Genomic DNA, 23687 nt, shown 5'->3' with positions numbered 1-23687 from the left:
TCTGCGCCGCCTTTTTACGGCCTTAAATTCTATATTTCAGGGATATAATGCTGCTCACAGCATAATATCCCGGATTCATTTTTTAATGCTTGAGGTTGTCGCGTGAGGCTTAAAAAGACGGCTTTAGGGCTTTTAGCAGCTCTGTTTATATATTTAAGTCTGTACTCGTGGAACCTGCGAACCGGACAGCTGGACCGTATTGCGACTTTCACCGGTCTGGAGGCCGTCAAGTGGATCGTGGTGCCCGGTCAATGGGCCTCTGACGAAATTTCAGATTTTTGGAACAGATACATATATCTTGTCGGACTTAAGCAGGAAAACGATCTTCTGAGTTCTCAGAATGATTTTATGCGTCTTGAAATTATCAGCCTTAAAGAAAAAGCCAAAGAGGCCGACAGGCTTGCAGGTCTTCTGGCTTTTCCTCCCGTTGAAGGATGGAATGTTGATGCCGCAAGAGTTATCACTCACCGCATGGGGCCTTCTGCGGCTCTGAATTCCATTGTAATTGATAAGGGGCAAATGTCCGGCGTGCATGATGATATCCCGATAATGACTCCTTACGGAGTTGTCGGGAGGGTTATGCAGACTGGTCTGAGTGCTTCCAACGTTCTCCTTGTTACCGACCCCAACAGCCGCATATCTGTTCGCGGACAATCCCATCGTGCTTCCGGACTTCTGATCGGCGGTGGAGACGGACGCATGCTTCAGCTTAAATACATGAAGCTGAACGCTATGGTGGATAAAGGTGAAATCCTTATAACCTCGGGTCTCGCTGGAATTTTTCCCCCCGGACTTCCTGTTGCACGGGTTACTTCGGTTGAACGATCGGATATTTCCCTTTTTCTGAAAGTTCAGGCCGAACCGCTTGTAGATATTCATAATCTGGAAGCAGTTCTGCTGGTTCGCAAGGATGTTGCAGCAGCTACAAATTCCACATCTGCCTCTGGAGAGCAGTGATGCTTGCTTTTATATGGTGGGCAGGTTTCGCAGTTGTAGCAATCTGGATGCAGAGTTTTGTTCCCGGCGTTGACTTTCTTGCTCCGAGCATACTTTTTTGCCTGCAAAGAGAAAAAAATACTCAGGCGCTGTGGATGGCGGTCATCTGGGTTCTGATTGAAGAAGGCTGCGGAACACTTCCTTTTGGTTACGCTATTATTTCATATCTGCTTATTTATGCTTTGTATCGTTGCGGAATTATGTTTTTTGATGTGCAGAGCTTCATGTTTACAGTTTTATGCGGTGTGGCCATCGGTGTAATGCACCCGGTTCTAATCGGAATAATCGCTATGCTTGCAGACCTCAGCGGGGCAGCGGACCGTTATGTGGCTGAAGGAATCCTTCAAGGATTGTTCTTCCCTGTGGTCTGGCTGCTGATAAAACTTTTTTATCCGGAGCGGTTGAAAAATGAACCACCTGTATGAGTCCAAAACTCAGCAACCTCCGAAGATCGGCCTGATTATCCTTCAGGCTTTAATCCTTCTCCTTTTTTGTGTCTTCGCTCTTCGTTTCTGGTATTTGCAGATCCACAAAGGAAGCTATTTTGCGGAACAGGCCCGCAATAACCAGCTTAGGCAGGATCAGCTTTACGCTCCCAGAGGTTTGATAAGGGATCGTAACGGATATCTTCTTGCCGTGAATGAACCGGCTTATGCTCTTGGCATTGTCCGTGAAGACTGCAAGGACTTTGATTCCACTTTCAAAAAAGTCTCCGAATGGACCGGAGTGGATATTGGCAAGATCAAATCTGTTTTCAAAAAGAAAAAGAAGCGCATCAAACCTTTTGAACCTCTAATTCTGGTTCCTAATCTCAGTTTTGAACAGGTTGCGCTGATCGAAGCCAATTCACTCCATTGGCCGGGACTTGAGATTGTTGTCCGGCCGAGAAGAAAATACAAATACGGCAAGCTGCTTGCTCATGTCCTTGGCTATGTGGCCGAAGTTGACGAAGAAGAACTTGAGAAAGATCATGATCTTTCCGTAGGTGATTTTGTCGGCAAGCAGGGACTTGAAACTGTTCTGGAAAAGCGTTTCCGGGGTATCAAGGGCAAGCGTCAGAGTGAAGTTGACGCGACCGGGCGTAAACTTGAGCAGAGGATATTGAAAAATCCGGTTGCCGGTGAAGATATTGATCTTTCAATTGATCTTGGACTTCAGGAACTCGGTGGGAAACTTTTCAAAGGTAAAGCCGGGGCCGTGGTGGTAATGGATGCTGATAACGGGCAGATTCTGGCCTTTGTCAGCTCTCCTTCCTACGACAGCAATTCATTTGTTACCGGATTGAGCACCAAAGAGTGGAAGACTCTGAGAGATGATCCCATGCATCCCTTGCAGAACAGGGTTATACAGAGTGTATATCCGCCAGGATCAGTATTTAAACTAGCCATTGCCGGTTGTGGATTGCACAACAATATGCTCGACCCGAAAGAAACTCTCTTTTGTCCCGGTTTTTTAAAGCTTGGAAATTATGTTTTTAGGGACTGGAAAAAATGGGGGCATGGTGATGTTGATCTTAAAAAGGCCCTGACTGAATCGTGTGACGTATATTTTTATAAAGTAGGAATGCGCCTTGGAGTAGATCGCATGAGCGAATTTGCCAAGGCCTGCGGATTCGGACAGCGGACCGGAATTTCTCTTCCCCATGAAAAAGCTGGCCTTATACCCACGCGTGAATGGAAAAGAAAACGTTTCCATGACATCTGGCATCCGGGTGAAAACCTTAATATGGCTATTGGTCAGGGATATGTTCTCGTATCACCGTTGCAGGTTACCAGATTTATTGCTTCCATCATAAATGGCGGCAAACTTTTAAGACCTCAACTGCTCAAAGGTGAACCTGCCGAGGTTCAATCGAAAATACCATTAAGTAAAGATCAGTTGGCTATAATAAAGGATGCAATGATCCATACTGTTGAAGGTGCTCATGGAACAGCCCGCAGGCTGCGCCGCCCGGATGTTATTCTTGGTGGTAAAACAGGTACCGCACAGGTGGTAAAATTAACTGATGAAATAAAAAAAATGAAGGATAGTGAGATTCCCTACAAATACAGGGATCATGCGTGGATGGCCTCTTTCGGTGAACGCGGGGATAAAAAATATGTGGTGGTATGTCTGGTTGAGCACGGCCAGCATGGCGGTTCCGGAGCAGGGCCAATCGTAAAGGCTATGTACAATTATCTTTTTCCCCCGATAAAGGGTGAAAATGCAGAAGAAAATAAAACTAAAAGTTAGAGTTACGGATATAAAATGTCACCCATAGATAGAAGACTTTTAATCCACATGAACTGGGTCCTGCTTGGACTGGCTGCACTGCTGTTCCTGGTGGGAGTTATGAATTTGTATTCTGCCAGCGGATACCGTCTTGAGGAAGGGGTAAGCGTAAGTTCTTTTTATCAGAAGCAGTTGATCTGGGGACTTATGGGCTTCGCCGGGATGATAACTTTTATGCTCTTTGATTACAGGCATCTTAAAACTATTGCCTGGCCGCTGTTCTGGGTCACAGTGTGTCTTCTTATTGCTGTTCCCTTTGCAGGGAAGACTATTTATGGAGCCAGAAGGTGGCTTGATCTGGGTTTTTTCAACTTCCAGCCCAGTGAGCTTGCCAAAATCACCATTCTTATAATCGGGGCAAAAATACTCTCCCGTGACAGTGATCCGTTAAATTTTACAAAACTTGCCTATGTTGTCGGAGTGGGGCTTGTTCCGGCAGGGCTTGTCATACTCCAGCCAGACCTCGGGTCAGGTTTGAACATTCTGCTGATACTCGGTGGAATGGTTCTCTACCGGGGGCTGACAGGCAAAGTCTTCAAATCCCTCGCCGTTGCTTTTCCATGCATCATTCCGGCAGGCTGGTTTTTTCTCCATGATTATCAGAAAAGACGTATCATTTCGTTCATGAATCCCGCCAGTGATCCTCTGGGATCGGGCTATCACATCATTCAGTCTGAAATAGCTATTGGGTCTGGAAGATTCTGGGGTAAAGGCTTTATGGGCGGAACCCAGAGCCAGCTCAGATTTCTTCCGGAAAAACATACAGACTTTGCCATTGCCGTGTTCGGAGAGGAGTGGGGATTTGTAGGCGCAATTACTCTTTTGTCTCTTTTCTGCATTTTTTTATACCAGATTGTTGTTACCGCCAGAGATGCCAAAGACCTGTTCGGAAGCTTTCTCGCAGCGGGCGTATTCTTTTATTTTTTCTGGCAAATCCTGATTAATATGGGTATGGTCCTCGGACTTATGCCGGTAGTAGGAATCCCGTTGCCATTTGTAAGTTACGGGGGCAGTGCCACAGTAGTAAATTTTTGTCTCATAGGGCTTGTGTTGAACGTGTCCATGAGGCGTTATGTCTTCAAGCAAGGGTGAGCCGTATTTTTATAAAAAGGTAAGTCCGGCTGTAGTTGAGAAGGAGTTTAGGATATGGCGAGAGATGAAATTAATGCCTTTTTGGGGACAGGTACCAATTATCAGGGAAAACTGAATTTTCAGGGTGCTGTCCGTATAGATGGTAATTTTAACGGTGAAGTTGAATCCGAAGGAACTCTTGTTGTGGGTAAAGATGCCTGCGTTGAGGGAGTTGTTCACGTCGGTCAGCTTATTTTGAGTGGCAAAATTGTAGGAGAAGTCCTTTCAAAGGAAAAAGCTGTTCTCCACAAAACTGCAAATCTTCAGGGCAACCTCGTCACCCCCACACTTATGGTGGAGGAAGGAGCTGTTCTTGAGGGGCAGGTCACTATGACCTCAAGTGTCCCGAAAAGTACCGACGAGGAAAAAGAAGAAATTAGTTAAAAAATTAACAAGCCAGCATTTACAAGGGTTGACGGGACAAAAGTAGTCGTCCAAAAGTGAAAAAGCCTTTGACACAACCCTGTAAATTAGCTAATGCACCACTGACTTTGGACAAAAATTCACAACCTTTTCGGGAGCAGGCATGATTGATTTAGATTACAGTTTTTTAATTCAATTGGCGAACTTTCTCATCACTCTTATGGTTCTCAATTTCCTCATGTTCGGTCCCATTCGTGAGATCATCAAGAGGCGTGGCGAACTCATGAAAGGACAGATGGGTAAGATTGAGCAGTTCACCGAACAGGCGGACTCCAAGATGAAAGGGTATGAAAAAGCCCTCGATGAAGCTCGCCGTGCGGGTCTTGAACTGCGCAGCGAATTCAAGGTGCAGGCTCAGGAAGAAGAACAGAAGATTCTTTCTGTGGCCGGAAAGGACGCTGCTGCAACCATGAAGGCTGCACGCAATGAACTTTCATCCGAAAAAGGCGAAGCTATGAAAGCTCTTGCCGGACAGGTAGATGAGTTTGCTCAAAAGGTTACAGCCAAGGTTCTTGGCTAGGCCTAATCAATATCGAAGGGGGGTTTAGCCTTGAAGCGGAAAAATATCATCATGGCAGGCACCGTCTTCTCCGTGCTTTTAATAGCATCCGTAGCTTTTGCAGCTCACGGCGGAGAAGGGGAGCACTCGATTCCCTGGGGCAACTTCGCTTTACGCGTTCTCAACCTGGTTCTTTTTATAGGCGTTATTTACAAGTTTGCGGGATCGAAGATCGCCGGACTCTTCAAAGGCCGTCGCGCAGGTATCAAGCAGGAGCTTGATGATCTGCAGGCCCGTAAAGAAACTGCTGAAAAGAAACTTCAGGACGTCGAGCAAAGTATTGCCAACCTTGAGCAGGAGAAAGAAGCAATTCTTGCCGAAGCCAAGGAACAGGGTGAGGCTATCAAACAGTCTATCATCCAGAAGGCGGAGGAAAGTGCTGAGGTCATCAGATCTCAGGCTAAAGTTTCTGCTGAACAGGAAGCTGCTGTTGCTTTGGAAGAAATGCGTGCTGAACTGGCCGACAAGGTCGTTGAAGCCGCTGAAAAGATCGTTCAGAGCAAGCTTACCAAGACTCAGCATGAAAACCTTGTGGATGAATACTTAACAAAGGTGGTGCTCAATTGACCGGGAACATAGTCTCGCGCAGATACGCCAGAGCGCTGTTCTCTGTTGGCCAGAAGCAGGGAGAGACAGACCTTGCGGCGTATGGTAAGGCACTGACCGAGTTGTCACAGATACTGGAAGATTCCCCGGAGGCCCTGAGGCTCTTCCAGAATCCCGTTTTCAGTGCAGCTGAAAAAAAGGCTGTGCTTGATAAACTGCTTGAGAAGACCTCGGCAGGTCCTGTGGTAAAAAACTTTTGCAGCCTACTGGCCGACAAGGAAAGGCTTTCCTGCATTCCTGCAATCGCTAGCGATTATTCCGGAATGCTCGATGCTACCCAAGGAGTCGTCCGCGGCAAGCTCGTAACTGCTATCAAACTGACCCAGAAACGTCAGAAGGAAATTCTGGACCGTCTTGAAGAACAGCTCAAGAACAAACTTGTTCTGGACTTTGAGATAGATAAGGACATCCTCGGCGGTGTTGTTCTCCAGGTCGGAGACAAGGTTCTTGATGCCAGCATTCGCGCACAGCTGCAAATGATGAAAGAACAGATTAAAAGGGGTGTGTAGGGCCATGCAGATTAAAGCGGAAGAAATCAGCAAGATCATTGAAGATCAGATTCAGAATTATGAATCCAAGGTCGAGATGAGCGAAACTGGTACCGTCCTCTACGTTGGTGACGGTATCGCTCGTGTTCATGGTGTTGAGAACGCAATGGCCATGGAACTCCTTGAGTTTCCTGGTGGCCTTATGGGAATGGTTCTCAACCTTGAAGAAGACAACGTTGGTGTTGCTCTTCTTGGTGACGACACCGGTATTAAAGAAGGTGACCCGGTAAAACGTACCGGTCAGATCTTCTCCGTACCTGTTGGTGACACTGTTATGGGCCGCGTTGTTGACCCACTCGGTGCTCCTATGGACGGACTGGGACCCATCGACAGAAGTGAGATGCGTCCTGTTGAGCTTAAAGCTCCCGGTATCGTACAGCGTAAGTCCGTTCACGAACCAATGGGAACAGGTATCAAAGCTATTGACGCCATGACTCCTATCGGACGCGGACAGCGCGAACTTATCATCGGTGACCGTCAGGTTGGTAAAACCGCGGTTTGTATTGACGCAATTCTTGCTCAGAAGAATACCGATATTCATTGTTTCTACGTAGCCATCGGTCAGAAGAAGGCTTCGGTTGCACTTGTTGCCGACGTACTCAAAAAGCACGGCGCAATGGAATACACAACCATTATTTCCGCAACCGCTTCCGATCCGGCTCCTCTGCAGTTTATTGCAGCATACACCGGTGCCACCATGGCAGAACATTATCGTGATAACGGCAAGCACGCTCTGATCGTATACGATGACCTGTCCAAACAGGCTGTTGCATACAGACAGATGTCTCTGCTTCTTCGTCGTCCTCCGGGACGTGAAGCTTTCCCCGGTGACGTTTTCTTCCTGCACTCCCGTCTGCTGGAACGTGCATGTAAAGTAAACGATTCTCTGGGTGCAGGTTCCATGACAGCTCTGCCTATCATTGAAACTCAGGCCGGTGACGTTTCTGCATTTATTCCTACAAACGTTATCTCCATTACCGATGGTCAGGTTTACCTCGAGCCTAACCTCTTCAACGCCGGTATCCGTCCAGCTATTAACGTAGGTCTCTCTGTTTCCCGCGTTGGTGGTGCTGCTCAGATTAAAGGTATGAAGCAGGTTGCAGGTACTATGCGTCTGGACCTTGCTCAGTATCGTGAACTTGCAGCTTTTGCTGCTTTCGGTTCCGATCTTGACAAATCCACTCAGCAGAAACTTAACCGTGGTGCACGTATGGTCGAACTGCTCAAGCAGGACCAGTACAAGCCTATGACCTTCCCCGAACAGATCGTATCTCTTTACGCTGGTACTCGCGGTTTCATGGACGATGTCCCGGTTGACGCTGTCCGCAAATTTGAAGACGGACTTATCGAGTTCGTTCGCAATGCAAAAGCGGATATTCTTGAGGACATTCAGACCAAGGGTAAAATCGACGATTCTGTTGAGGGCAAGCTGAAAGCTGCTCTGGATGAATTCAAGAAAAGCTTTAGTGCTTAAATCCTTGGGAGGTACAAATGGCTTCTCTTAGGGATGTCCAGAATCAAATCGTAAGCGTTAAGAAGACGAAGCAGATCACAAAAGCCATGAACATGGTTGCGTCGGCTAAGTTGCGTAAAGCTCAGTCCAGAATTGAGCGTTTCCGCCCCTACGCAGACAAGTTCTATGAAATGCTGAGTGATCTCGCCGGCGGGGCGGACACAAGTGTCCATCCCCTGCTCGAAGTCCACGAAGAGATCAAGACAGTCGGTATTGTTCTGGCTACCTCTGATCGCGGACTTTGCGGCAGCTTCAACAGCAATATGATCAACAAGGCTCTTAAGCTGGCTGCGTCCAAAAAAGCCGAAGGGCTTGATGTTAAGTTTTATTGTATCGGTAAAAAAGCTCGTGATGCTGTTAAAAAGACTGAATATGAAACTGTTGAATCATTCGCAGATGAAATGAACAATTTCGATTTCACTCTTGCAAGCACCGTTGGTAATAAAATTATCGATGCCTACCTCTCCATGGAACTTGATGAAGTTCATCTGGTATTCGGCGAGTTTATATCCGTTGCACGTCAGGTTGCAGTTGATCTCAGCCTTCTTCCCATCTCTTCGGGCGAAGCTAAGGAAGAAGCTGAAGATGAAGGACCCAGCAGCGAATATATCTATGAGCCTTCTGTTGAAGGACTGCTCGCGGAGCTTTTGCCCCGTTTTGTAAATGTTCAGGTTTACCGCGGATTGCTTGACACTTCCGCCAGTGAACATGCCGCACGTATGGCCGCTATGGATAACGCATCCAAGGCCTGTGACGATATGGCTGAATCACTTACCCTGATATATAACAAAACCAGGCAGGCCGCGATTACCAATGATCTTATGGACATTGTCAGCGGCGCAGAAGCGCTGAAAGGATAATATAGGGGGCAAACTCATATGAGCGATGTTAAAGGTAAAATTGTTCAGGTTATCGGCGCCGTTGTCGACGTCGAATTTCCTGAAGGGCAACTGCCCAACATTCTGACAGCTGTTCAGATTAATAACCCGAACAGTGCCGATGCTCCGGACCTTATATGCGAGGTTGCGCAGCATCTTGGTGACAATATTGTTCGTACCATTGCTATGGACGCTACCGAAGGTCTCGTCCGCGGCATGGAAGTTACTTCTCTTGGACAGCCTATATCTGTTCCTGTTGGTAACGGTTCACTTGGACGTATCCTCAACGTTGTAGGTCGTCCTGTTGATGAACTCGGACCGATTGAATCTGATAAGGTTCTTCCCATTCACCGTCCCGCACCTGAATTTACCGAACTTTCCACAAAGGTTGAACTTCTGGAAACCGGTATCAAGGTTGTTGACCTTCTGATTCCCTTCCCTAAGGGCGGAAAGATGGGCCTCTTCGGCGGCGCTGGTGTTGGTAAGACCGTTATTCTCATGGAAATGATTAACAACATTGCAAAGCAGCACGGTGGTAAATCCGTATTTGCTGGTGTTGGTGAGCGTACCCGTGAAGGTAACGACCTTTACCATGAAATGAAGGATGCCGGCGTTCTGGAGAAAGCCGCACTCGTATATGGCCAGATGAACGAACCTCCGGGAGCACGTGCTCGTGTTGCTCTGACCGCTCTGACCATCGCTGAAAACTTCCGTGATGCTGAAGGTGAAGACGTTCTGCTCTTCATTGACAACATTTTCCGTTTCACACAGGCCGGTTCAGAGGTATCCGCTCTGCTCGGTCGTATGCCTTCCGCTGTTGGTTACCAGCCTACACTTGGTACTGACCTCGGTGGACTTCAGGAACGTATTACTTCTACAACAAAGGGTTCTATTACCTCTGTTCAGGCTGTTTACGTACCTGCTGATGACCTTACCGACCCCGCACCGGCAACTACCTTCTCTCACCTTGACGGTACTCTCGTTCTTTCCCGTCAGATTGCAGAGCTTGGTATTTACCCTGCTGTTGACCCGCTTGACTCTACTTCACGTATCCTCGACCCCAACGTACTTGGTGCCGAGCATTATGCTACAGCTCGTGAAGTTCAGATGGTTCTTCAGAAGTATAAAGACCTCCAGGACATCATTGCGATTCTTGGTATGGACGAACTTTCTGACGAAGATAAGCTCGTTGTTGCCCGTGCACGCCGTATTCAGCGTTTCCTTTCCCAGCCCTTCCACGTAGCGGAAGTGTTCACCGGTACTCCCGGTGTCTATGTTTCTCTTGAAGATACCATCAAGGGCTTCAGAGAGATCCTCGACGGAAAGCACGATGAAATGGGCGAACAGTCCTTCTACATGGTTGGTGCCATCGAAGAAGCTGTTGAAAAAGATAAAAAGAATAACGAATAATATAGGACCCGATTATGGCCAGTAAACTCCTTCTGGAAATCGTGACGCCTGATCGCAAGGTCCTTTCTCAGGAAGTCGAATACCTCGGAGCTCCTGGGATAGAAGGTGAGTTCGGTGTACTGCCGAATCATATCCCCTTCCTCTCGGCTCTTGGCGTTGGAAACCTCCATTATAAAGATGGTGGCCGCAATCATTATGTTTTCATCTCCGGCGGATTTGCTGAAGTTGGTAACAATAAAGTGACTGTCCTCGCTGAAGTAGCTGAAAAGGCCGTTGAGATCGATCTGGATCGGGCTCGCAAGGCAGAGGAAAAGGCTAAGGCCCGCATGGCCAAAGCCAAGGATCGTATCGAAGCTGCCCGCGCTCAGGCTGCTCTGCAGAGAGCTATTGCCCGCATTGGCTGTAAAGATGCATCCCAGAAGGCAGGTTGATCCTCTTTAAAGGATAAACACTGCTTAATAAGCCTAAAGGCTAACCAGGGACGGACCGGATTTTCCGGTCCGTCCTTTTTTTGTTTCAGGTCAGAATTGAAATCAGTAAAAAGATATTTTTAAAATGAAAATTAAAATGATATAGAAAACATATTGTTATAAATTAACTTGGATTTAAATAATAGGGCAGACTTAAAATGCCCATTTACTACATGGTGTCAAACTGATAACAAATTTCGACCTTGAAATATGGAGATTTTGATTTATGACTGATTTTTCAGCCTGCGCTCTGGTTCTTGCCGCCGGTAAGGGCACGCGCATGTATTCAGATAAGCCTAAGGTATTGAGAACTCTGCTTGGAGAGCCAATGCTGCACTATGTTTATTCCGCTCTCGATACGGTATTTGAGGATAAGATATATACTGTTGTCGGGTTCGGTGCTGAACATGTGGAAGCTGCTTTTCCTGATTATAAGAGCGGATTTGTTCTTCAAAAGGAACAGCTCGGGACTGGGCACGCATTGCAGACCGCATGGAGTTCTGTTCAGGAAAGTGGGTGTGAATACTGTTTTATTATCAACGGTGACACTCCTCTTGTGAATAAAGTAACTGTACTTGATTTTCTGGATGCAGCTGTAAAAGATAAGACTGATTTATCTTTTCTGACAATCACTCCTGACGAAGAGAATCAGTTCGGTAGAGTTATTCGCGACAAAGATTTGAAGGTGAAAGCAATCGTTGAAGCAAAAGATTACGATGAATCTGTTTATGGGCCTCCTAGCGGTGAAGTAAACGCAGGTATATATTGCCTTAAAGTCTCAGCGATAGATGGATTGCTTTCAAGGCTTAACAATGAGAACAAAAGCGGCGAGTATTATATCACTGATCTTGTAGATTTAGCGGTTGAAAGTGAAATGAATGTTACGGCTGTTAATTGCGGTAACTCTATTGATCTTATGGGAATTAATACTCCCTATGAACTTTCCAAGGCTGAATCTGCTCTGCGTTTTAAAATTGTTGATGATCTGCTCAGGCAGGGGGTGGTCGTTCATAATTGTGAATGTGCCGCTGTCGGCCCTAAAGCTGAGATAGCTCCTGGTGCCGAAATTACAGGTCCGTGTGAAATTTTTGGAAAAAGCGTAATCAGCTCCGGCTGTCTAGTTGAATCCAATGTTTTTATGCGTGATGCCTTTATAGCTGAAGGCGCAGTGATTCACTCGTTCAGTCATATTGAAAAATCTGAAGTTGGTGTTGGCTGCTCTGTCGGTCCTTACGGACGTTTGAGACCGGGAGCTGTGTTGGAAGAAGGTTCAAAGGTCGGGAATTTTGTTGAAGTCAAGAAATCCCGCCTGGGCAAAGGAGTCAAGGCAAGTCATCTGACCTACCTTGGAGACAGCGAAATAGGTGCTGGAACCAATGTCGGAGCCGGAACCATAACTTGTAACTATGATGGAAAAAATAAATTCAAGACCATAATCGGTGAAAATGTATTCATCGGAAGTAATACAGCCATAGTTGCTCCTGTTGAAGTCGGTGCCGGTGCTTTGATCGGTGCAGGCTCCACCATAACTAAAAAAATTGGTGAAAATGAACTTGCTGTTGCAAGGGGAAAACAGGTCAATATACGGCGTCATACCGAGAAGTCTTGATTTTGTAATAATAAGGGGATAGGAAAGAACTATGGAATTAATCGATCGCCTTGAAGAACGCTTTGATAAAATGTTAAATAAAATCAAGCAGCTTGAAGAAGAAAATCAGTTTCTTCTTGAGGAATTGGAGCAGGAGAAGAACAAAAGGGAAACAGTTCGTACCCGGATTGAGAGTCTCCTCGGCAAGGTAGAAACCGACCTTGAATAGATTAATTTGACAGCGGATGCAGGATGCCTCGATACACAATTCCTATACTGGGTCTTGAAATAGCTTTTAAGACCGATGCGGATAAGAGCAGAATTGAAGCCGCTAAAGCCATTCTTGAAGAAAGATTTGGCGAATTAAGCAAAGGCGGAACAGACGTCAGTAAAGAAAAATTGCTGACCTGTCTGGCCTTGAGTCTGGCTGATGATTATTTAGAACACAGCCGGAAGCTTGATGAGATGGAAGAAAAGATTAATATTCTTCTAGAGAAGTGATTTACATGGCTGAAAACAGCCATGTCAGGATATAAAAGATTTCCCTGGGGAGTGCGTGATTGCCCTGATAGCTTCTGAACCAATATATTGAAAAAGGGAGCTAGCATCCCGTGGTGGTGAGCACGCCCGGCTTAGACCGGGAAGCCTGAAGCTGCGGAGCCGGCGCCCACCTGGATAACCAGGTTCTGACTACACGGCAACACGGCACCCCGGGGTCTAACTGAAAAAACAGTTAACCCGCAATCTTCATCCGGGATTTTCCATGCGAAAATCCCGGATTCCCCCTGAATCCCGTCTCAAGATATGCTTTCTTCTTTCATCCATTAAAACGGCTTTAATTGGTTTATTTTTTTGGATTAATCAGGTTTGAAGCCTGTTAACATAAATTAAGGAGAAAGGCATGTTTGGAGATTTCTTTCTGGTACTGATAGGAATGATCCTGGGTGCTGCCGGCGGATACGCGTTGCATCGCTATGTGAATTCAAGGCGTATAGCCGATTCACAGGGCCTTGCAGATCGTATTGTACAGGAAGCCCGTAAAGAAGCTGAAGCCATGAAGAAAGAAATAAGGCTTCAGGCTCAGGATGAAGTATATGCTCTTAAGAAAGAGCAGGAAAATGAATTTAAAGAAATGGAGAGGGGGCTGAAGCGGCAGGAAGAGCGGCTTCAGGAAAAAGAAGAAAGGCTTGAATCCAAACTTGAAAAGGTTACCTCTAAGGAATCCGATGTTGTCGCCCTTGAAAAACGCCTGATCAAGCAGGAAAAAAAGCTTGAAGAACTCAAGGAAGACCTTGAGAGACGTAAAGATGAACATGAGCGCAGACTTCAGGAAGTATCCGGCCTTACAGCCGAAGAAGCCCGTGAAAAGCTCATGACCGAAATAGAAAGTAAAACTCGTCACGAAGCAGCCAAGATGATTCGTGCGATTGAAATGGAAGCTAAAGAGGAAGGAGCCAGAAAGGCCCGCAAAATCCTCGCTCTGGCAATTCAGAGATATGCCGGTGACTATGTCAACGAGCAGACAGTTACAGCTGTTCAGCTTCCTTCTGAAGATATGAAAGGACGGATTATCGGTAGAGAGGGCCGCAATATTCGCGCTCTTGAAGCTGCAACAGGTGTGGACCTCATTATTGATGATACTCCTGAAACAGTTGTCCTTTCAGCTTACAGCCCGCTGCGTCGCGAAATAGCCAAGCAGGCTCTTGAAAGATTGATCCATGATGGCCGCATTCATCCTGCTCGTATCGAAGATATCGTTCAGAAAGTGCAGCAGGAAATGGATGTGAAGCTGCGTGAAATCGGTGAGCAGGCTACATTTGATGTAGGTGTTCATGGAATTCATCCTGAGATAATAAAACTTATCGGTCAGCTTCATTACAGAACAAGTTTTTCCCAGAACGTGCTCCAGCATTCGCTTGAAGTTGCTTTTCTGTGCGGGGTTATGGCTGCCGAACTCGGTATTGATGAGAAAATGGCTAAAAGAGCCGGACTTCTGCATGATATCGGTAAAGCTGTCGACCATGAGATTGAAGGTCCACATGCTATCATCGGCGCTGATCTTGCTAAAAAGCATGGGGAATCCAAGGAAATCATCCATGCCATTATGGCTCACCATGAAGATGTTCCTCCCAAGTCAATTCTTGCTACTCTCGTGCAGGCTGCTGACAGCCTTTCCGGAGCCCGTCCGGGAGCACGTAAAGAACTGCTTGAAAACTACGTCAAGCGTCTTGAAGAACTTGAAAACCTTGCAACGTCCTTTGACGGTGTTTCCAAAGCCTATGCAATTCAGGCCGGTCGTGAAATCCGTGTAATGGTCGATTCCGAAAGAGTAACTGACGATAATACTCATATGCTCTGTAAGGATATTGCAACTAAGATTGAAAACAACATGACTTATCCGGGACAGATTCGCGTTACTGTTATTCGTGAACGCCGTTCCGTTGGTTATGCAAAATAAATAATTTATTGCGCGGCCCGGAGGGGTTCGCCCTTCGGGCCGTATTTCTCCGCCGCGCTCAACTCTTTTTTTGGGAGTTTAAGAGTGCGGATTCTTTTTTTGGGGGATATCTTCGGTAAACCGGGCCGGAAAGCCGTTGAATCCACCTTGCCCAAACTTCGCAGTGAACTTGATCTGGATATGGTCATTGCAAATTGCGAAAATGCCTCGCGGGGCATTGGCCTGACCCTCAAAAGCGCCCGCAGTCTGCTCTCCGCCGGGATTGATATTGCTACTACCGGAAATCATATCTGGCGGTTTAAAGATATTTATTCCGAACTCAATTCAAATCCCCGCATAATTAGACCTGCTAATTTTACAGCTTCCTCACCCGGTTGCGGCTACACTATCCATACCCTTGAAACAGGGACTCAGGTGGCGGTAATCAACCTTCAGGGCAGAGTTTTCATGCCGCCTATAGAATGTCCATTTGCTGAATGTGCAAGGATACTTGAGAGCATTCCCGAAGAAGTAAAAGTTAGAATCATAGATTTTCATGCCGAAGCCACTTCAGAAAAACTTTCACTGGCCAGACATTTTGCCCATGAAGTCAGCGCGGTTTTAGGTACTCATACCCATGTGCAGACCAACGACGCCTGTCTTCTGGAGAAGAGGTGCGCTTATATAACGGATGCTGGAATGTGCGGCCCTGTTGATTCCTGTCTGGGACTTGCTCCCGAACCTGTAATCAAAAGGTTTATAACCGGGCTTCCGCAAAAATGGTATGTTGCTGACGGTCCTGTCAGATTAAGCGGTGCGCTCATGGAAATTGACGAAGATACCGGCAGGGCGTTATCTGTTTCTGCCTGGAATATGGATGAGCTTTGATCTGACCGTGTTTCAGCCTGATGCAGATTCGGGCTTGAAAGCGGTTATTTTGTAAAACAAAAAGAAAAGCCCGAGAGGCAATTTATTAACGAGGTCAAAATGAATATTTTTGATGAATTTAAATGGCGCGGACTGATTAATCAGGTTTCTGACGAAGAGAAGGTGCGTGAATACCTTTCCAAGCCCGGTCAGTATATGTATTGCGGTTTTGACCCCACCGCCGACAGTCTGCATATCGGAAATCTGGTGCCGCTGTTGTCTCTCGTCAGGATGAAAAGAGCCGGCCATAATCCCCTTTTTCTTCTGGGTGGAGCTACCGGACGTATCGGTGACCCGAGCGGAAAGGATAAGGAACGTGAGTTGGCAGATGAAGAACTGCTCGAATCAAGAGCTGCCAAAATAAAAGAACAGATCGAAATATTCTGCGAAAGAAATACAGGCGATAAACCTGAAGTTGTCAATAACTATGACTGGACAAAGAATATGACAACTATCGAATTTCTTAGAGATATCGGCAAGCATTATACCGTTAACTGGATGATGGGCAAAGAATCCATTAAAGGGCGTATCGGTCGTGAAGAAGTTGGTATTTCATTTACAGAATTCAGCTATATGATTCTTCAGGGATATGATTTTTACCATTTATTCAAGGAATATGGATGCCGTCTCCAGATCGGCGGTGGCGACCAGTGGGGTAACATTACCTCCGGTTGCGAACTTATCCGCCGTAAAGATGGTGAGGAAGGATATGCTCTGACCTTCCCGCTGATTACAACTGCATCCGGTAAAAAGTTCGGAAAAAGTGAAAAAGGCGCAATTTTCCTCAATGCTGAGAGAACTTCCCCCTATACTTTTTATCAGTTCTGGATCAACACCGATGACCGCGATGTAATTAATTTCCTGAAATATTTTACATTCCTCACTGAGGAAGAAATTGCGGAACTTGAAAAAAGCCTTGCTGAATCTCCGCATCTCCGTGAAGCACAGAAACGGCTTGCAGCGGAAACCACAACCATGATTCATGGTCAAGAAGAACTGGATAAAGTTCTTGCCGCAACTGCCGCACTCTTTGGCAAAGGTGACATAAAGAGTGTTGATGCCAAAACATTGCGTGAGGCTATGGAAGCAGCACCCGTGAAAGAGTATGCCGCAGGAGAACTGCCTGACATCCCGCAGATTCTTGTTGATATGGGATTATCCAAATCAAAAGGGCAGGCTAGAAAGGATATCAGCGGCGGTGGTTTCTATATCAATAATGAAAGGGTTGATGATCCGGCATATGTTCCGGCTGATACCGACTTTATCGGCAATGAAGTTATGCTTCTCCGTAAAGGTAAAAAGAATTACGGTCTGGTTACATTAAAATAAGTTGTTTCCGGATTGTTCTGGACCGGCTTTTTCAGACGCTGAAAAAGCCGGTCAGCGCATATTACAGTTTTAAGGGAAAGTACTAAACTGACCCTGATTCCTTCCGGTTTTTAGCAATAGCATAGCTTAAGTCCGGCCTTTCACTCATAATGGTTTGCCGTTTGTCTAAATAAGATTAAAGTCCCATTAGGTTTTCAATGTTGGATTTTTGAGAATTTACAGGGAGTTTTGTTAATAGTCTTAACTGTGATTCTGCTGTCGCAGGCAAGCCGGAGAACTGATATATTTCTGCAGGAGATTCTATGAAATTACTTTTTCTGTTTATTGCGGCTGCATTCGGAGCTCTTGCACCGACTCAAGCCGGAGTAAACATGAAACTCCGGGATTACATGGGTGATCCTATTCTTGCAGCTTTTGTTTCATTTGCTGTCGGTACTGTTTTGCTTCTTGGTTATGCCTTGATTGCGCGCATGGAATGGCCGGCGGTTGCGGAATTATCCAGAGGACCATGGTGGATGTGGACCGGCGGACTAATGGGAGCTTTTTTTGTTGCTTCCGCTGTTATTATTGCCCCTGTTCTCGGAGCAGGAACCATGATGTGCTGGATGATCGCCGGGCAGATACTGGCTTCACTTTATCTGGACCACTTTGGACTGCTGGGGTATGCGGTGAGAGAGATTTCTCCTATGAGAGTGTTAGGCGCTCTGCTGGTTGTAGCCGGCGCGATTCTAGTTAAAAAATTCTGAAATAAAGAGAAGATAGCATGAAAGATCCTGTTGTTCTCAATAAATTAAAATCATTTTGGGTGAATTTAAAGATTGTCTGCCGCATGATTAAGATCGAGCATTCGATTTTTGCGCTGCCTTTTGCTTATGCCGGAATCTTCCTTGGTTCACACGGCTGGCCTAAATTTGTACCTTTTGTTTTGCTTACCATCGCAATGGTCGCCATACGTTCGTTTGCCATGGCTTATAACCGTCTGGCAGATATCAATATTGATGTTGATAACCCCAGAACTCGTGGCAGGGCTCTGGTAACCGGAGAGCTGAGTGTAAGTTTCACCACTTTTTTTATAATAGCCTGCGGGGTGATTTTTATTCTGGCCTGTATGGGGTTGAATGAAGTCTGTCTCCAGCTTTCTCCCTTTGCTCTGATCTGGTCGGCTCTGTACAGCTATACCAAGCGTTTCACGAAGTTGTGTCATTTCTTTCTAGGTTCTGTTCTGGCTCTGGCTCCTATTGCCGGTTGGATAAGTGTTGACCCCCGTTTTCATATTGCCCAGTTTCTGATGTTTTTCGGTGTTCTTTTCTGGGTTGCCGGTTTTGATATTCTTTACGCCACGCAGGATCGCAAGTTTGACCGCAATTACGGGCTGCACTCAATTCCGGCACAGCTCGGGCTTGATAAGTCGCTGACCATTTCCACTTTCTGTCATGTTAATACCGCTGTTTTCTTCCTGCTGGCAGGTTTTGCTGCGGGTATGGGCTTTATTTATTTTCTGGTCGTGGGAGTCTCCTGCATAATTCTTATCTATGAACACAGCGTTATTTCCTCCAAGGATATGAGCAAAGTGAATATGGCCTTTTTTACTCTTAACGGAGCTATTTCAATACTGTTCTTCTTTGGAGTAATGCTGGATGTTCTGACCTAGAAATGTTTTTGTCCTTTCTTCTGGACAAGTCTTTATTTCAAAAAAAATGCCGCCCGGGTATTATTCGGGCGGCATTTTTTTACTGATTGTTTTTAGCTAAAAACCGTAGCGGATATATTCTTCGTCCTGCCTGTTGATAAGCTGGACATAACGATTGCTGCTTTTATTCTGCGCTTCTTCCACAATTTTTAAAGCCAGATCACGGCAATGTTTACAGGCATTCCGAGGTATCTCAACTCCAAGACCGCGCGGTCCGCTCTGTTTTCCCGTCTCAACTTTCAGAATTCCCCTGCAGTCGTCACACAGGTAAAGTGATTCCGTCTGGGATTCAGAAAATCCTCCGGTGTCATAAAAGATATTTTTATGCCGGACTGACCAGCCGTCTTTAACTACACCGTCAGATGTCTTTTCAGGGGGATTGAAGTAAATGTCAGGTATGGCATCACAAAGTGATGATATATAGTTAAGGATATCCTGTGATTCCTTCAATGATTCAGGGTTGAAATCTGGTTCGCGGACATGAGAGTAATCAAGTCCGGCCATGGCCATTGATATTCCCAGATTCACATAAGGCAGTGCTCCCTGAATGGAGTAACCACCTTCAAGAACCGCAATATCAGGATTAAGCATGGTATTCAGCGCGGCATAACCCTGAGCTGAAAAATTCATATTTGTGATAGGATCGGTAAAGTGATTATCCTGTCCTGCTGAATTTATGATCAGGTCCGGTTTGAAGTCTTCCAGAATAGGCATGACAACCCGTTCCATCACCATCATGAAACCTGTATCTGATGTTCCCGGAGGCAGCGGAATATTTATTGTTCTTCCAAGTGCTTTGGGGCCTCCGCATTCCTGCGGGAATCCTGTTCCGGGGAAAAGGGTTCTGCCGTCCTGATGCATGGATATGTAAAGGGTGTCCGGGTCATGCCAGTAAACATCCTGAGTTCCATCTCCGTGATGGCAGTCGGTATCTACAATGGCTATGCGTTTCGGTCCGTACATTTTGCGTATGTATTCACACATGATCGCTTCAATGTTTATTGTGCAGAATCCGCGTGATCCCAGGACCGTTTTCATTGCATGGTGTCCGGGGGGACGAACCATTGCGAAAGCCCGCTGTTTTTCGCCTTCCATAACTATCTGTGCAGCTTTAATAGCTCCGCCAGCCGAGATATAGTGCGAGCGGGTAACTATTGAATCTACATCCGGAAAGCAGAAGTGAACCCGTTCAACATCTTCTGTTGTGGCGACTGCCGGTTTGTACTCCTGAATCCCTTCAATATCGAAGATGCCTTCTTCAAGAAGCTGGTCCTGAGTGTAGAGCAGTCGTTCTTCACGTTCTGGATGTGTTGGTGATATGGCCCAGTCGAAAGCCGGGAAAAAAATCATTCCAAGACTGTTTTTGGCCTTGAGCATAACAACTCCGGTTTTATGAATAAGTCCGGACAACGCCGGGTTTTATCTGACATTTTACCCTGATATTTCGCCCTACCGTGGAATAGCCATTAATCATATTAAATGAGGATGAGGCTGTAATTTCCGCATTTTCTCCGGCAGAAGCTATGTTTAGGTCTCCGAGATGGGAGAGCAGATGGCTCATGGCATCTTTTTCAGCATCATGCAGCTTGTAACCGCGGGGAATATTTTCACGATAACCAAGCGAGGGGATGAACATCACACCTTTTTCAGTGTCCGCAAATAATTCTATGTCCGTTGTGGTTCTGGTCAGTGCGGCTCCTACCGCATTGGCTACGTCATAGTTTGGCGGAACTTCGGTGGAAAGCTGAAATTTCTGAAAGATGCTGTCTTTCAGGGCTTCAGCAGGGCCGCCCATCATGTATATCTTTCTGGGAACAATACGCCTGTTCTCAAGAAGCTCATGGATGGTATAGACCGGCTGCTGGTTTATTTCGTCAACAAGCTGTCTTGTTTCATCATGGATGGTGCCAACAGCAGTATTAATTGCTTTTTCAGCCAGCTCGTCAGGGGAGATGTTATTTTTGGCAGCAAAATCGGCAAATCCTTTTTTGGATTTCTCAATGCTGCCGCAGTGGCATGATCCTTTCCAGATCAGGGCATCGGTTAATGTCGGATGATTGCCGTCGAAGGCCATTGAAGGTCCCAGACGGTTGGGGCCGACCCTTACGGTTCCGCTTTGCAGAGATACCGCCGAGTCTCCTCCAATGCCGATAGAGCGGACTTTAAGAGCTCTCACAAGAGTGGGATAGGAACCTATATGAATTCCGTCACGCTCAATGAGCGGAGCACCGCTTACGAATATGGCAATATCCGTGGTTGTTCCGCCGACATCATAAATAATGGAATCTTGAGTGATATCGCACAGGGCTATGATTCCCATGACACTTGCCGCAGGGCCGGAAAAAATGGACTGCACCGGAAGGTCTCTTGAAAGCTGAAATGGCATGGTGCCACCATCTGCTTTAAGAATGTTGACTTTAACGTGTCCCAGACCTGTTTTCTCAAGAGTGCCGGAAACTGCATCCGCAAAATTATTGAAAATGCGCCAGACAGCGCAATTGTAATATGCAGTGGCTATACGCCTTGGAAAGTTGAGTCTTCCGGTAAGCTTATGTCCCAGAGTTATGAAGTCCGCCTTGCCGTTTAGTGCAAGCTGCATTGTTTTCTCATGGGAAGGATTTCTGGGGGAAAATTTTGAAACCGAAGCAAAGACTTTTATGCCGTCTGCAACGCAGGAGTCTACAGCAGCTTTTAAGGCATTGCTGTCTATAGGGCTTGTTTCGGTCCCTCTGTGATCAACTGCTCCCGGTATGACATGGTAATTTTTGCATGGCATGACTGAATACGGATCAATTCCCGGTCCGGCAGAAACAATCATCCCAACGTCTTCAACCTTGCCTTCAACAATAGAGTTGGTGGAAAGGGTTGTGCTCAGATTCAGCTGCTGTATCAGTCCCGGATCGACTTCCGCGGTGATAGCTTCAAGAGCATTCTGAATGGAAGAGAGCAGATTTTCATGAACAGTGGCGACTTTTACTCGCGCTTTGATTCCATCTTCTCCGGCGGCGACCGCGTCCGTATGGGTTCCGCCGACATCAATTCCTAAAAGAAGCATCTGACAAGTCCTTGGCTCAAATTTGTCTTTGAAAGCCGTACAGCATTTTTCCCACATATTGTTGAGGAAGAGCTGTCGGAATATTTTTGTTTAGAGAAAGCTACCACTCGGGTCGAGGAACAGTAAAGCAGTTTAACTGAAACAAAACAAAGAGCTTCAAAAACTTTTCAATATGTGACCTAAAAAGGAATCCAGATGCACAGCACGTAAGGTTAATCTATTTTCAGGAAGATTTTTTACTTAACCCGAGCCGCTTCATGCGTGAGTCGAAAGTGGACCTGTTGATTGCGGCCTTGCGGGAAGCTTCGCTGATATTCCATTTACATTTTTTCAGTAGGCAGAGGATATATTCCCGTTCCATTTCATTCCAGGTCATATTGGATAAATCCTGTACGGGCTTAGCTGTCTGGGATGCTTTTTGCTCTGTTTCGGCAGGCTTGCTGTCTATATTTTTCCTGAAATTTCTTATCGTCTTGGGAAGGCTTTCAAAGGTTATCTGCCCGCCGGAAACAGTTGCCTGAAATTGTTTAATCGTATTTTCAAGTTCTCTTATATTACCCGGCCAGTCGTAATTACACAGGGCCTTCATCGCCCTTGGAGTAAGCTCTTTATGCCTTGTATGTGTAGTCGCAGCTTCCTGCCCCAGAAAATGATCTGCGAGCAGTGGAATATCTTCTTCCCTTTCTCTTAAAGCAGGCAGGTTGAGCGGCAGGACGTTTAATCTATAATAAAGGTCTTCTCTGAACTGCCCGGTCCGCACTTCTTCCGCCAGATCTTTGTTGGTCGCCGAGATTATCCTGACGTTTATTTTTTTGCTCCCGGTTCCGCCGAGAGGTTTGATTTCATTTTCCTGAAGTACCCTCAGCAGTTTGGCCTGAAGATTTACATCCATGTCGCCGATTTCATCCAGAAAGATGGTCCCGCCGTCGGCTGCTTCAAAAAGACCGGGTTTGTCTGTGTTTGCCCCTGTAAAGGCTCCTTTTTTGTAGCCGAACAGCTCACTTTCCAGAAGGCTGTCCGGAATTGCACTGCAATTCTGGGTGAGAAACGGTTTATCAACTCTTGAGCTGTGTGAGTGAATTTCGTTTGCAAACAACTCCTTACCTGTTCCTGATTCTCCGTAAAGCAGCACGGGATAATCGGTGGCAGCATAGTTGGCAGCAAGAGTCAGAGCTTCTTTGACTTTAGGACTTTGACCGACGACGGATTTTTTTTCTCTTATGGTGCTGAGGGTTCTGGTCAGCTGAATGTATTTGCGTTTCTGATCTTCAAACTCAAGAGAGTTGTTCAAAGCTATGGAACTAAGATCGACCATTTCCTGAATTCTATCCAGAAATTCAGGGTCAAGGTTCATCCTGTCGCCTTCGGTACTTGTTTCTATGAGCTGAACAGCTCCATAAACTTCACCGTTTTTGAGCAGCAGCGGAAAGCAGAGGATAGATTTGCTTTTTACTTTGAAATCATCCTCTATTTTGTGGTTGTGGCGGTCATCCTTTCCAGCTTCGGCCACGGTCATTTTACCGTGTGCTATAACCCAGCCGACAACGCTTGGTTCGTCTGCCGGAATTTTAATTCCCAGAACTTCTTCACTGTCTTTGCCCAGAGCTTCTATGCATTCATATTCATAGCCATGGCTTATCCACAGCGATCCACGTTCAACATTCTGAGTTTTTAAAAGCAGAGTGAGTATGGTTCTGCGCAGTTTAAGGGAATCGAGTTCGCTGGAAAGTTCTTTGAAGTCTTTTATTGAGATAGTCATTTATATTTTGATACAATAACCGTTTTGTTGTTAATTAATGAAATTTACGAAATATAGTTATTTTTATTAAAAATCAACAAATGAAAACAATTATAAA

23 protein-coding genes and 1 other RNA gene are annotated in these 23687 nt (G+C 46.1%); 21 read left to right on the top strand and 3 right to left on the bottom strand.

What is annotated here, in order from left to right; all coding sequences use genetic code 11:
- The first annotated feature begins 102 nt into the window (after positions 1 to 102).
- From mreC to G496_RS0101535, 21 genes are all read left to right on the top strand, one after another.
- The gene (gene mreC / locus G496_RS0101630; protein ID WP_027177739.1) at positions 103 to 957 is read left to right on the top strand and encodes a rod shape-determining protein MreC; all 855 of its coding nucleotides are present in this window, start codon (positions 103 to 105) and stop codon (positions 955 to 957) included.
- Positions 957 to 1421 carry a hypothetical protein gene (locus G496_RS0101625; protein WP_027177738.1) on the top strand — a complete coding sequence of 155 codons (465 nt, stop codon included), beginning with the start codon at positions 957 to 959 and terminating at the stop codon, positions 1419 to 1421. The genes mreC and G496_RS0101625 overlap by 1 nt, the downstream gene beginning before the upstream one ends.
- Positions 1405 to 3228 (top strand): penicillin-binding protein 2, encoded by a 1824-nt coding sequence (mrdA, locus tag G496_RS18475; protein ID WP_034632019.1) that lies wholly within the window; start codon positions 1405 to 1407, stop codon positions 3226 to 3228. Before G496_RS0101625 ends, mrdA begins: the two co-directional genes overlap by 17 nt.
- 15 nt (positions 3229 to 3243) lie before the next feature.
- Entirely contained in the window at positions 3244 to 4359 is a 1116-nt protein-coding gene (gene rodA / locus G496_RS0101615; RefSeq protein WP_027177737.1) for a rod shape-determining protein RodA, read from the top strand.
- A gap of 54 nt (positions 4360 to 4413) precedes the next feature.
- Entirely contained in the window at positions 4414 to 4782 is a 369-nt protein-coding gene (locus G496_RS0101610; RefSeq protein WP_027177736.1) for a bactofilin family protein, read from the top strand.
- Between the two features lie 142 nt (positions 4783 to 4924).
- The gene (locus tag G496_RS0101605) at positions 4925 to 5341 is read left to right on the top strand and encodes a F0F1 ATP synthase subunit B (protein ID WP_027177735.1); all 417 of its coding nucleotides are present in this window, start codon (positions 4925 to 4927) and stop codon (positions 5339 to 5341) included.
- A 51-nt stretch (positions 5342 to 5392) separates the two neighbouring features.
- A complete protein-coding gene (gene atpF, locus G496_RS0101600) occupies positions 5393 to 5947 on the top strand; it encodes a F0F1 ATP synthase subunit B (protein WP_034632066.1) in 555 nt (184 codons plus the stop codon).
- Positions 5944 to 6495 (top strand): F0F1 ATP synthase subunit delta, encoded by a 552-nt coding sequence (locus G496_RS0101595; RefSeq protein ID WP_027177733.1) that lies wholly within the window; start codon positions 5944 to 5946, stop codon positions 6493 to 6495. The genes atpF and G496_RS0101595 overlap by 4 nt, the downstream gene beginning before the upstream one ends.
- A 4-nt stretch (positions 6496 to 6499) precedes the next feature.
- Complete coding sequence (atpA, locus tag G496_RS0101590) at positions 6500 to 8008, top strand: F0F1 ATP synthase subunit alpha (RefSeq protein ID WP_027177732.1); 1509 nt, start codon at positions 6500 to 6502, stop codon at positions 8006 to 8008.
- A gap of 17 nt (positions 8009 to 8025) precedes the next feature.
- Positions 8026 to 8907: a F0F1 ATP synthase subunit gamma gene (locus G496_RS0101585; protein WP_027177731.1), complete on the top strand. Its 882-nt coding sequence runs from the start codon at positions 8026 to 8028 to the stop codon at positions 8905 to 8907.
- An 18-nt stretch (positions 8908 to 8925) separates the two neighbouring features.
- The gene (atpD, locus tag G496_RS0101580; protein ID WP_027177730.1) at positions 8926 to 10335 is read left to right on the top strand and encodes a F0F1 ATP synthase subunit beta; all 1410 of its coding nucleotides are present in this window, start codon (positions 8926 to 8928) and stop codon (positions 10333 to 10335) included.
- 14 nt (positions 10336 to 10349) lie between these two features.
- Entirely contained in the window at positions 10350 to 10766 is a 417-nt protein-coding gene (locus G496_RS0101575; protein WP_027177729.1) for a F0F1 ATP synthase subunit epsilon, read from the top strand.
- A gap of 265 nt (positions 10767 to 11031) precedes the next feature.
- Positions 11032 to 12414: a bifunctional UDP-N-acetylglucosamine diphosphorylase/glucosamine-1-phosphate N-acetyltransferase GlmU gene (gene glmU, locus G496_RS0101570; RefSeq protein ID WP_027177728.1), complete on the top strand. Its 1383-nt coding sequence runs from the start codon at positions 11032 to 11034 to the stop codon at positions 12412 to 12414.
- A gap of 31 nt (positions 12415 to 12445) precedes the next feature.
- Complete coding sequence (locus G496_RS21245; RefSeq protein ID WP_169725719.1) at positions 12446 to 12622, top strand: hypothetical protein; 177 nt, start codon at positions 12446 to 12448, stop codon at positions 12620 to 12622.
- A gap of 23 nt (positions 12623 to 12645) precedes the next feature.
- Positions 12646 to 12894, top strand: a complete 249-nt coding sequence (locus G496_RS0101560; RefSeq protein ID WP_027177727.1) for a cell division protein ZapA — start codon at positions 12646 to 12648, stop codon at positions 12892 to 12894.
- Between the two features lie 38 nt (positions 12895 to 12932).
- Positions 12933 to 13114, top strand: a non-coding RNA gene (gene ssrS, locus G496_RS20800) — 6S RNA.
- 180 nt (positions 13115 to 13294) lie between these two features.
- Positions 13295 to 14851: a ribonuclease Y gene (gene rny / locus G496_RS0101555; protein ID WP_027177726.1), complete on the top strand. Its 1557-nt coding sequence runs from the start codon at positions 13295 to 13297 to the stop codon at positions 14849 to 14851.
- A gap of 84 nt (positions 14852 to 14935) precedes the next feature.
- Positions 14936 to 15718, top strand: coding sequence for a TIGR00282 family metallophosphoesterase (locus G496_RS0101550; RefSeq protein WP_027177725.1), 783 nt, complete (start codon positions 14936 to 14938; stop codon positions 15716 to 15718).
- 99 nt (positions 15719 to 15817) lie between these two features.
- The gene (gene tyrS, locus G496_RS0101545; protein ID WP_027177724.1) at positions 15818 to 17086 is read left to right on the top strand and encodes a tyrosine--tRNA ligase; all 1269 of its coding nucleotides are present in this window, start codon (positions 15818 to 15820) and stop codon (positions 17084 to 17086) included.
- A gap of 302 nt (positions 17087 to 17388) precedes the next feature.
- Entirely contained in the window at positions 17389 to 17832 is a 444-nt protein-coding gene (locus G496_RS0101540; RefSeq protein WP_027177723.1) for a DMT family transporter, read from the top strand.
- A gap of 17 nt (positions 17833 to 17849) precedes the next feature.
- On the top strand, positions 17850 to 18737 hold the full coding sequence (locus G496_RS0101535; RefSeq protein ID WP_027177722.1) for a 4-hydroxybenzoate octaprenyltransferase: 888 nt from the start codon (positions 17850 to 17852) through the stop codon (positions 18735 to 18737).
- Positions 18738 to 18833: 96 nt separating this feature from the next.
- On the opposite strand, the gene G496_RS0101530 is transcribed toward G496_RS0101535, so the two are convergent.
- From G496_RS0101530 to G496_RS0101520, 3 genes are all read right to left on the bottom strand, one after another.
- A complete protein-coding gene (locus G496_RS0101530; protein WP_027177721.1) occupies positions 18834 to 20153 on the bottom strand; it encodes a histone deacetylase family protein in 1320 nt (439 codons plus the stop codon).
- Positions 20154 to 20166: 13 nt separating this feature from the next.
- Complete coding sequence (locus G496_RS0101525; protein WP_027177720.1) at positions 20167 to 21831, bottom strand: hydantoinase/oxoprolinase family protein; 1665 nt, start codon at positions 21829 to 21831, stop codon at positions 20167 to 20169.
- Positions 21832 to 22054: 223 nt separating this feature from the next.
- Entirely contained in the window at positions 22055 to 23590 is a 1536-nt protein-coding gene (locus G496_RS0101520) for a sigma-54 interaction domain-containing protein (RefSeq protein WP_027177719.1), read from the bottom strand.
- Between the last annotated feature and the right edge of the window lie 97 nt (positions 23591 to 23687).

This window comes from Maridesulfovibrio bastinii DSM 16055 (assembly GCF_000429985.1).
Lineage (GTDB): Bacteria > Desulfobacterota > Desulfovibrionia > Desulfovibrionales > Desulfovibrionaceae > Maridesulfovibrio > Maridesulfovibrio bastinii.
The sequence above is the reverse complement of the archived record's forward strand: the minus strand, read 5'-3'. Positions and strand labels throughout refer to the sequence as shown.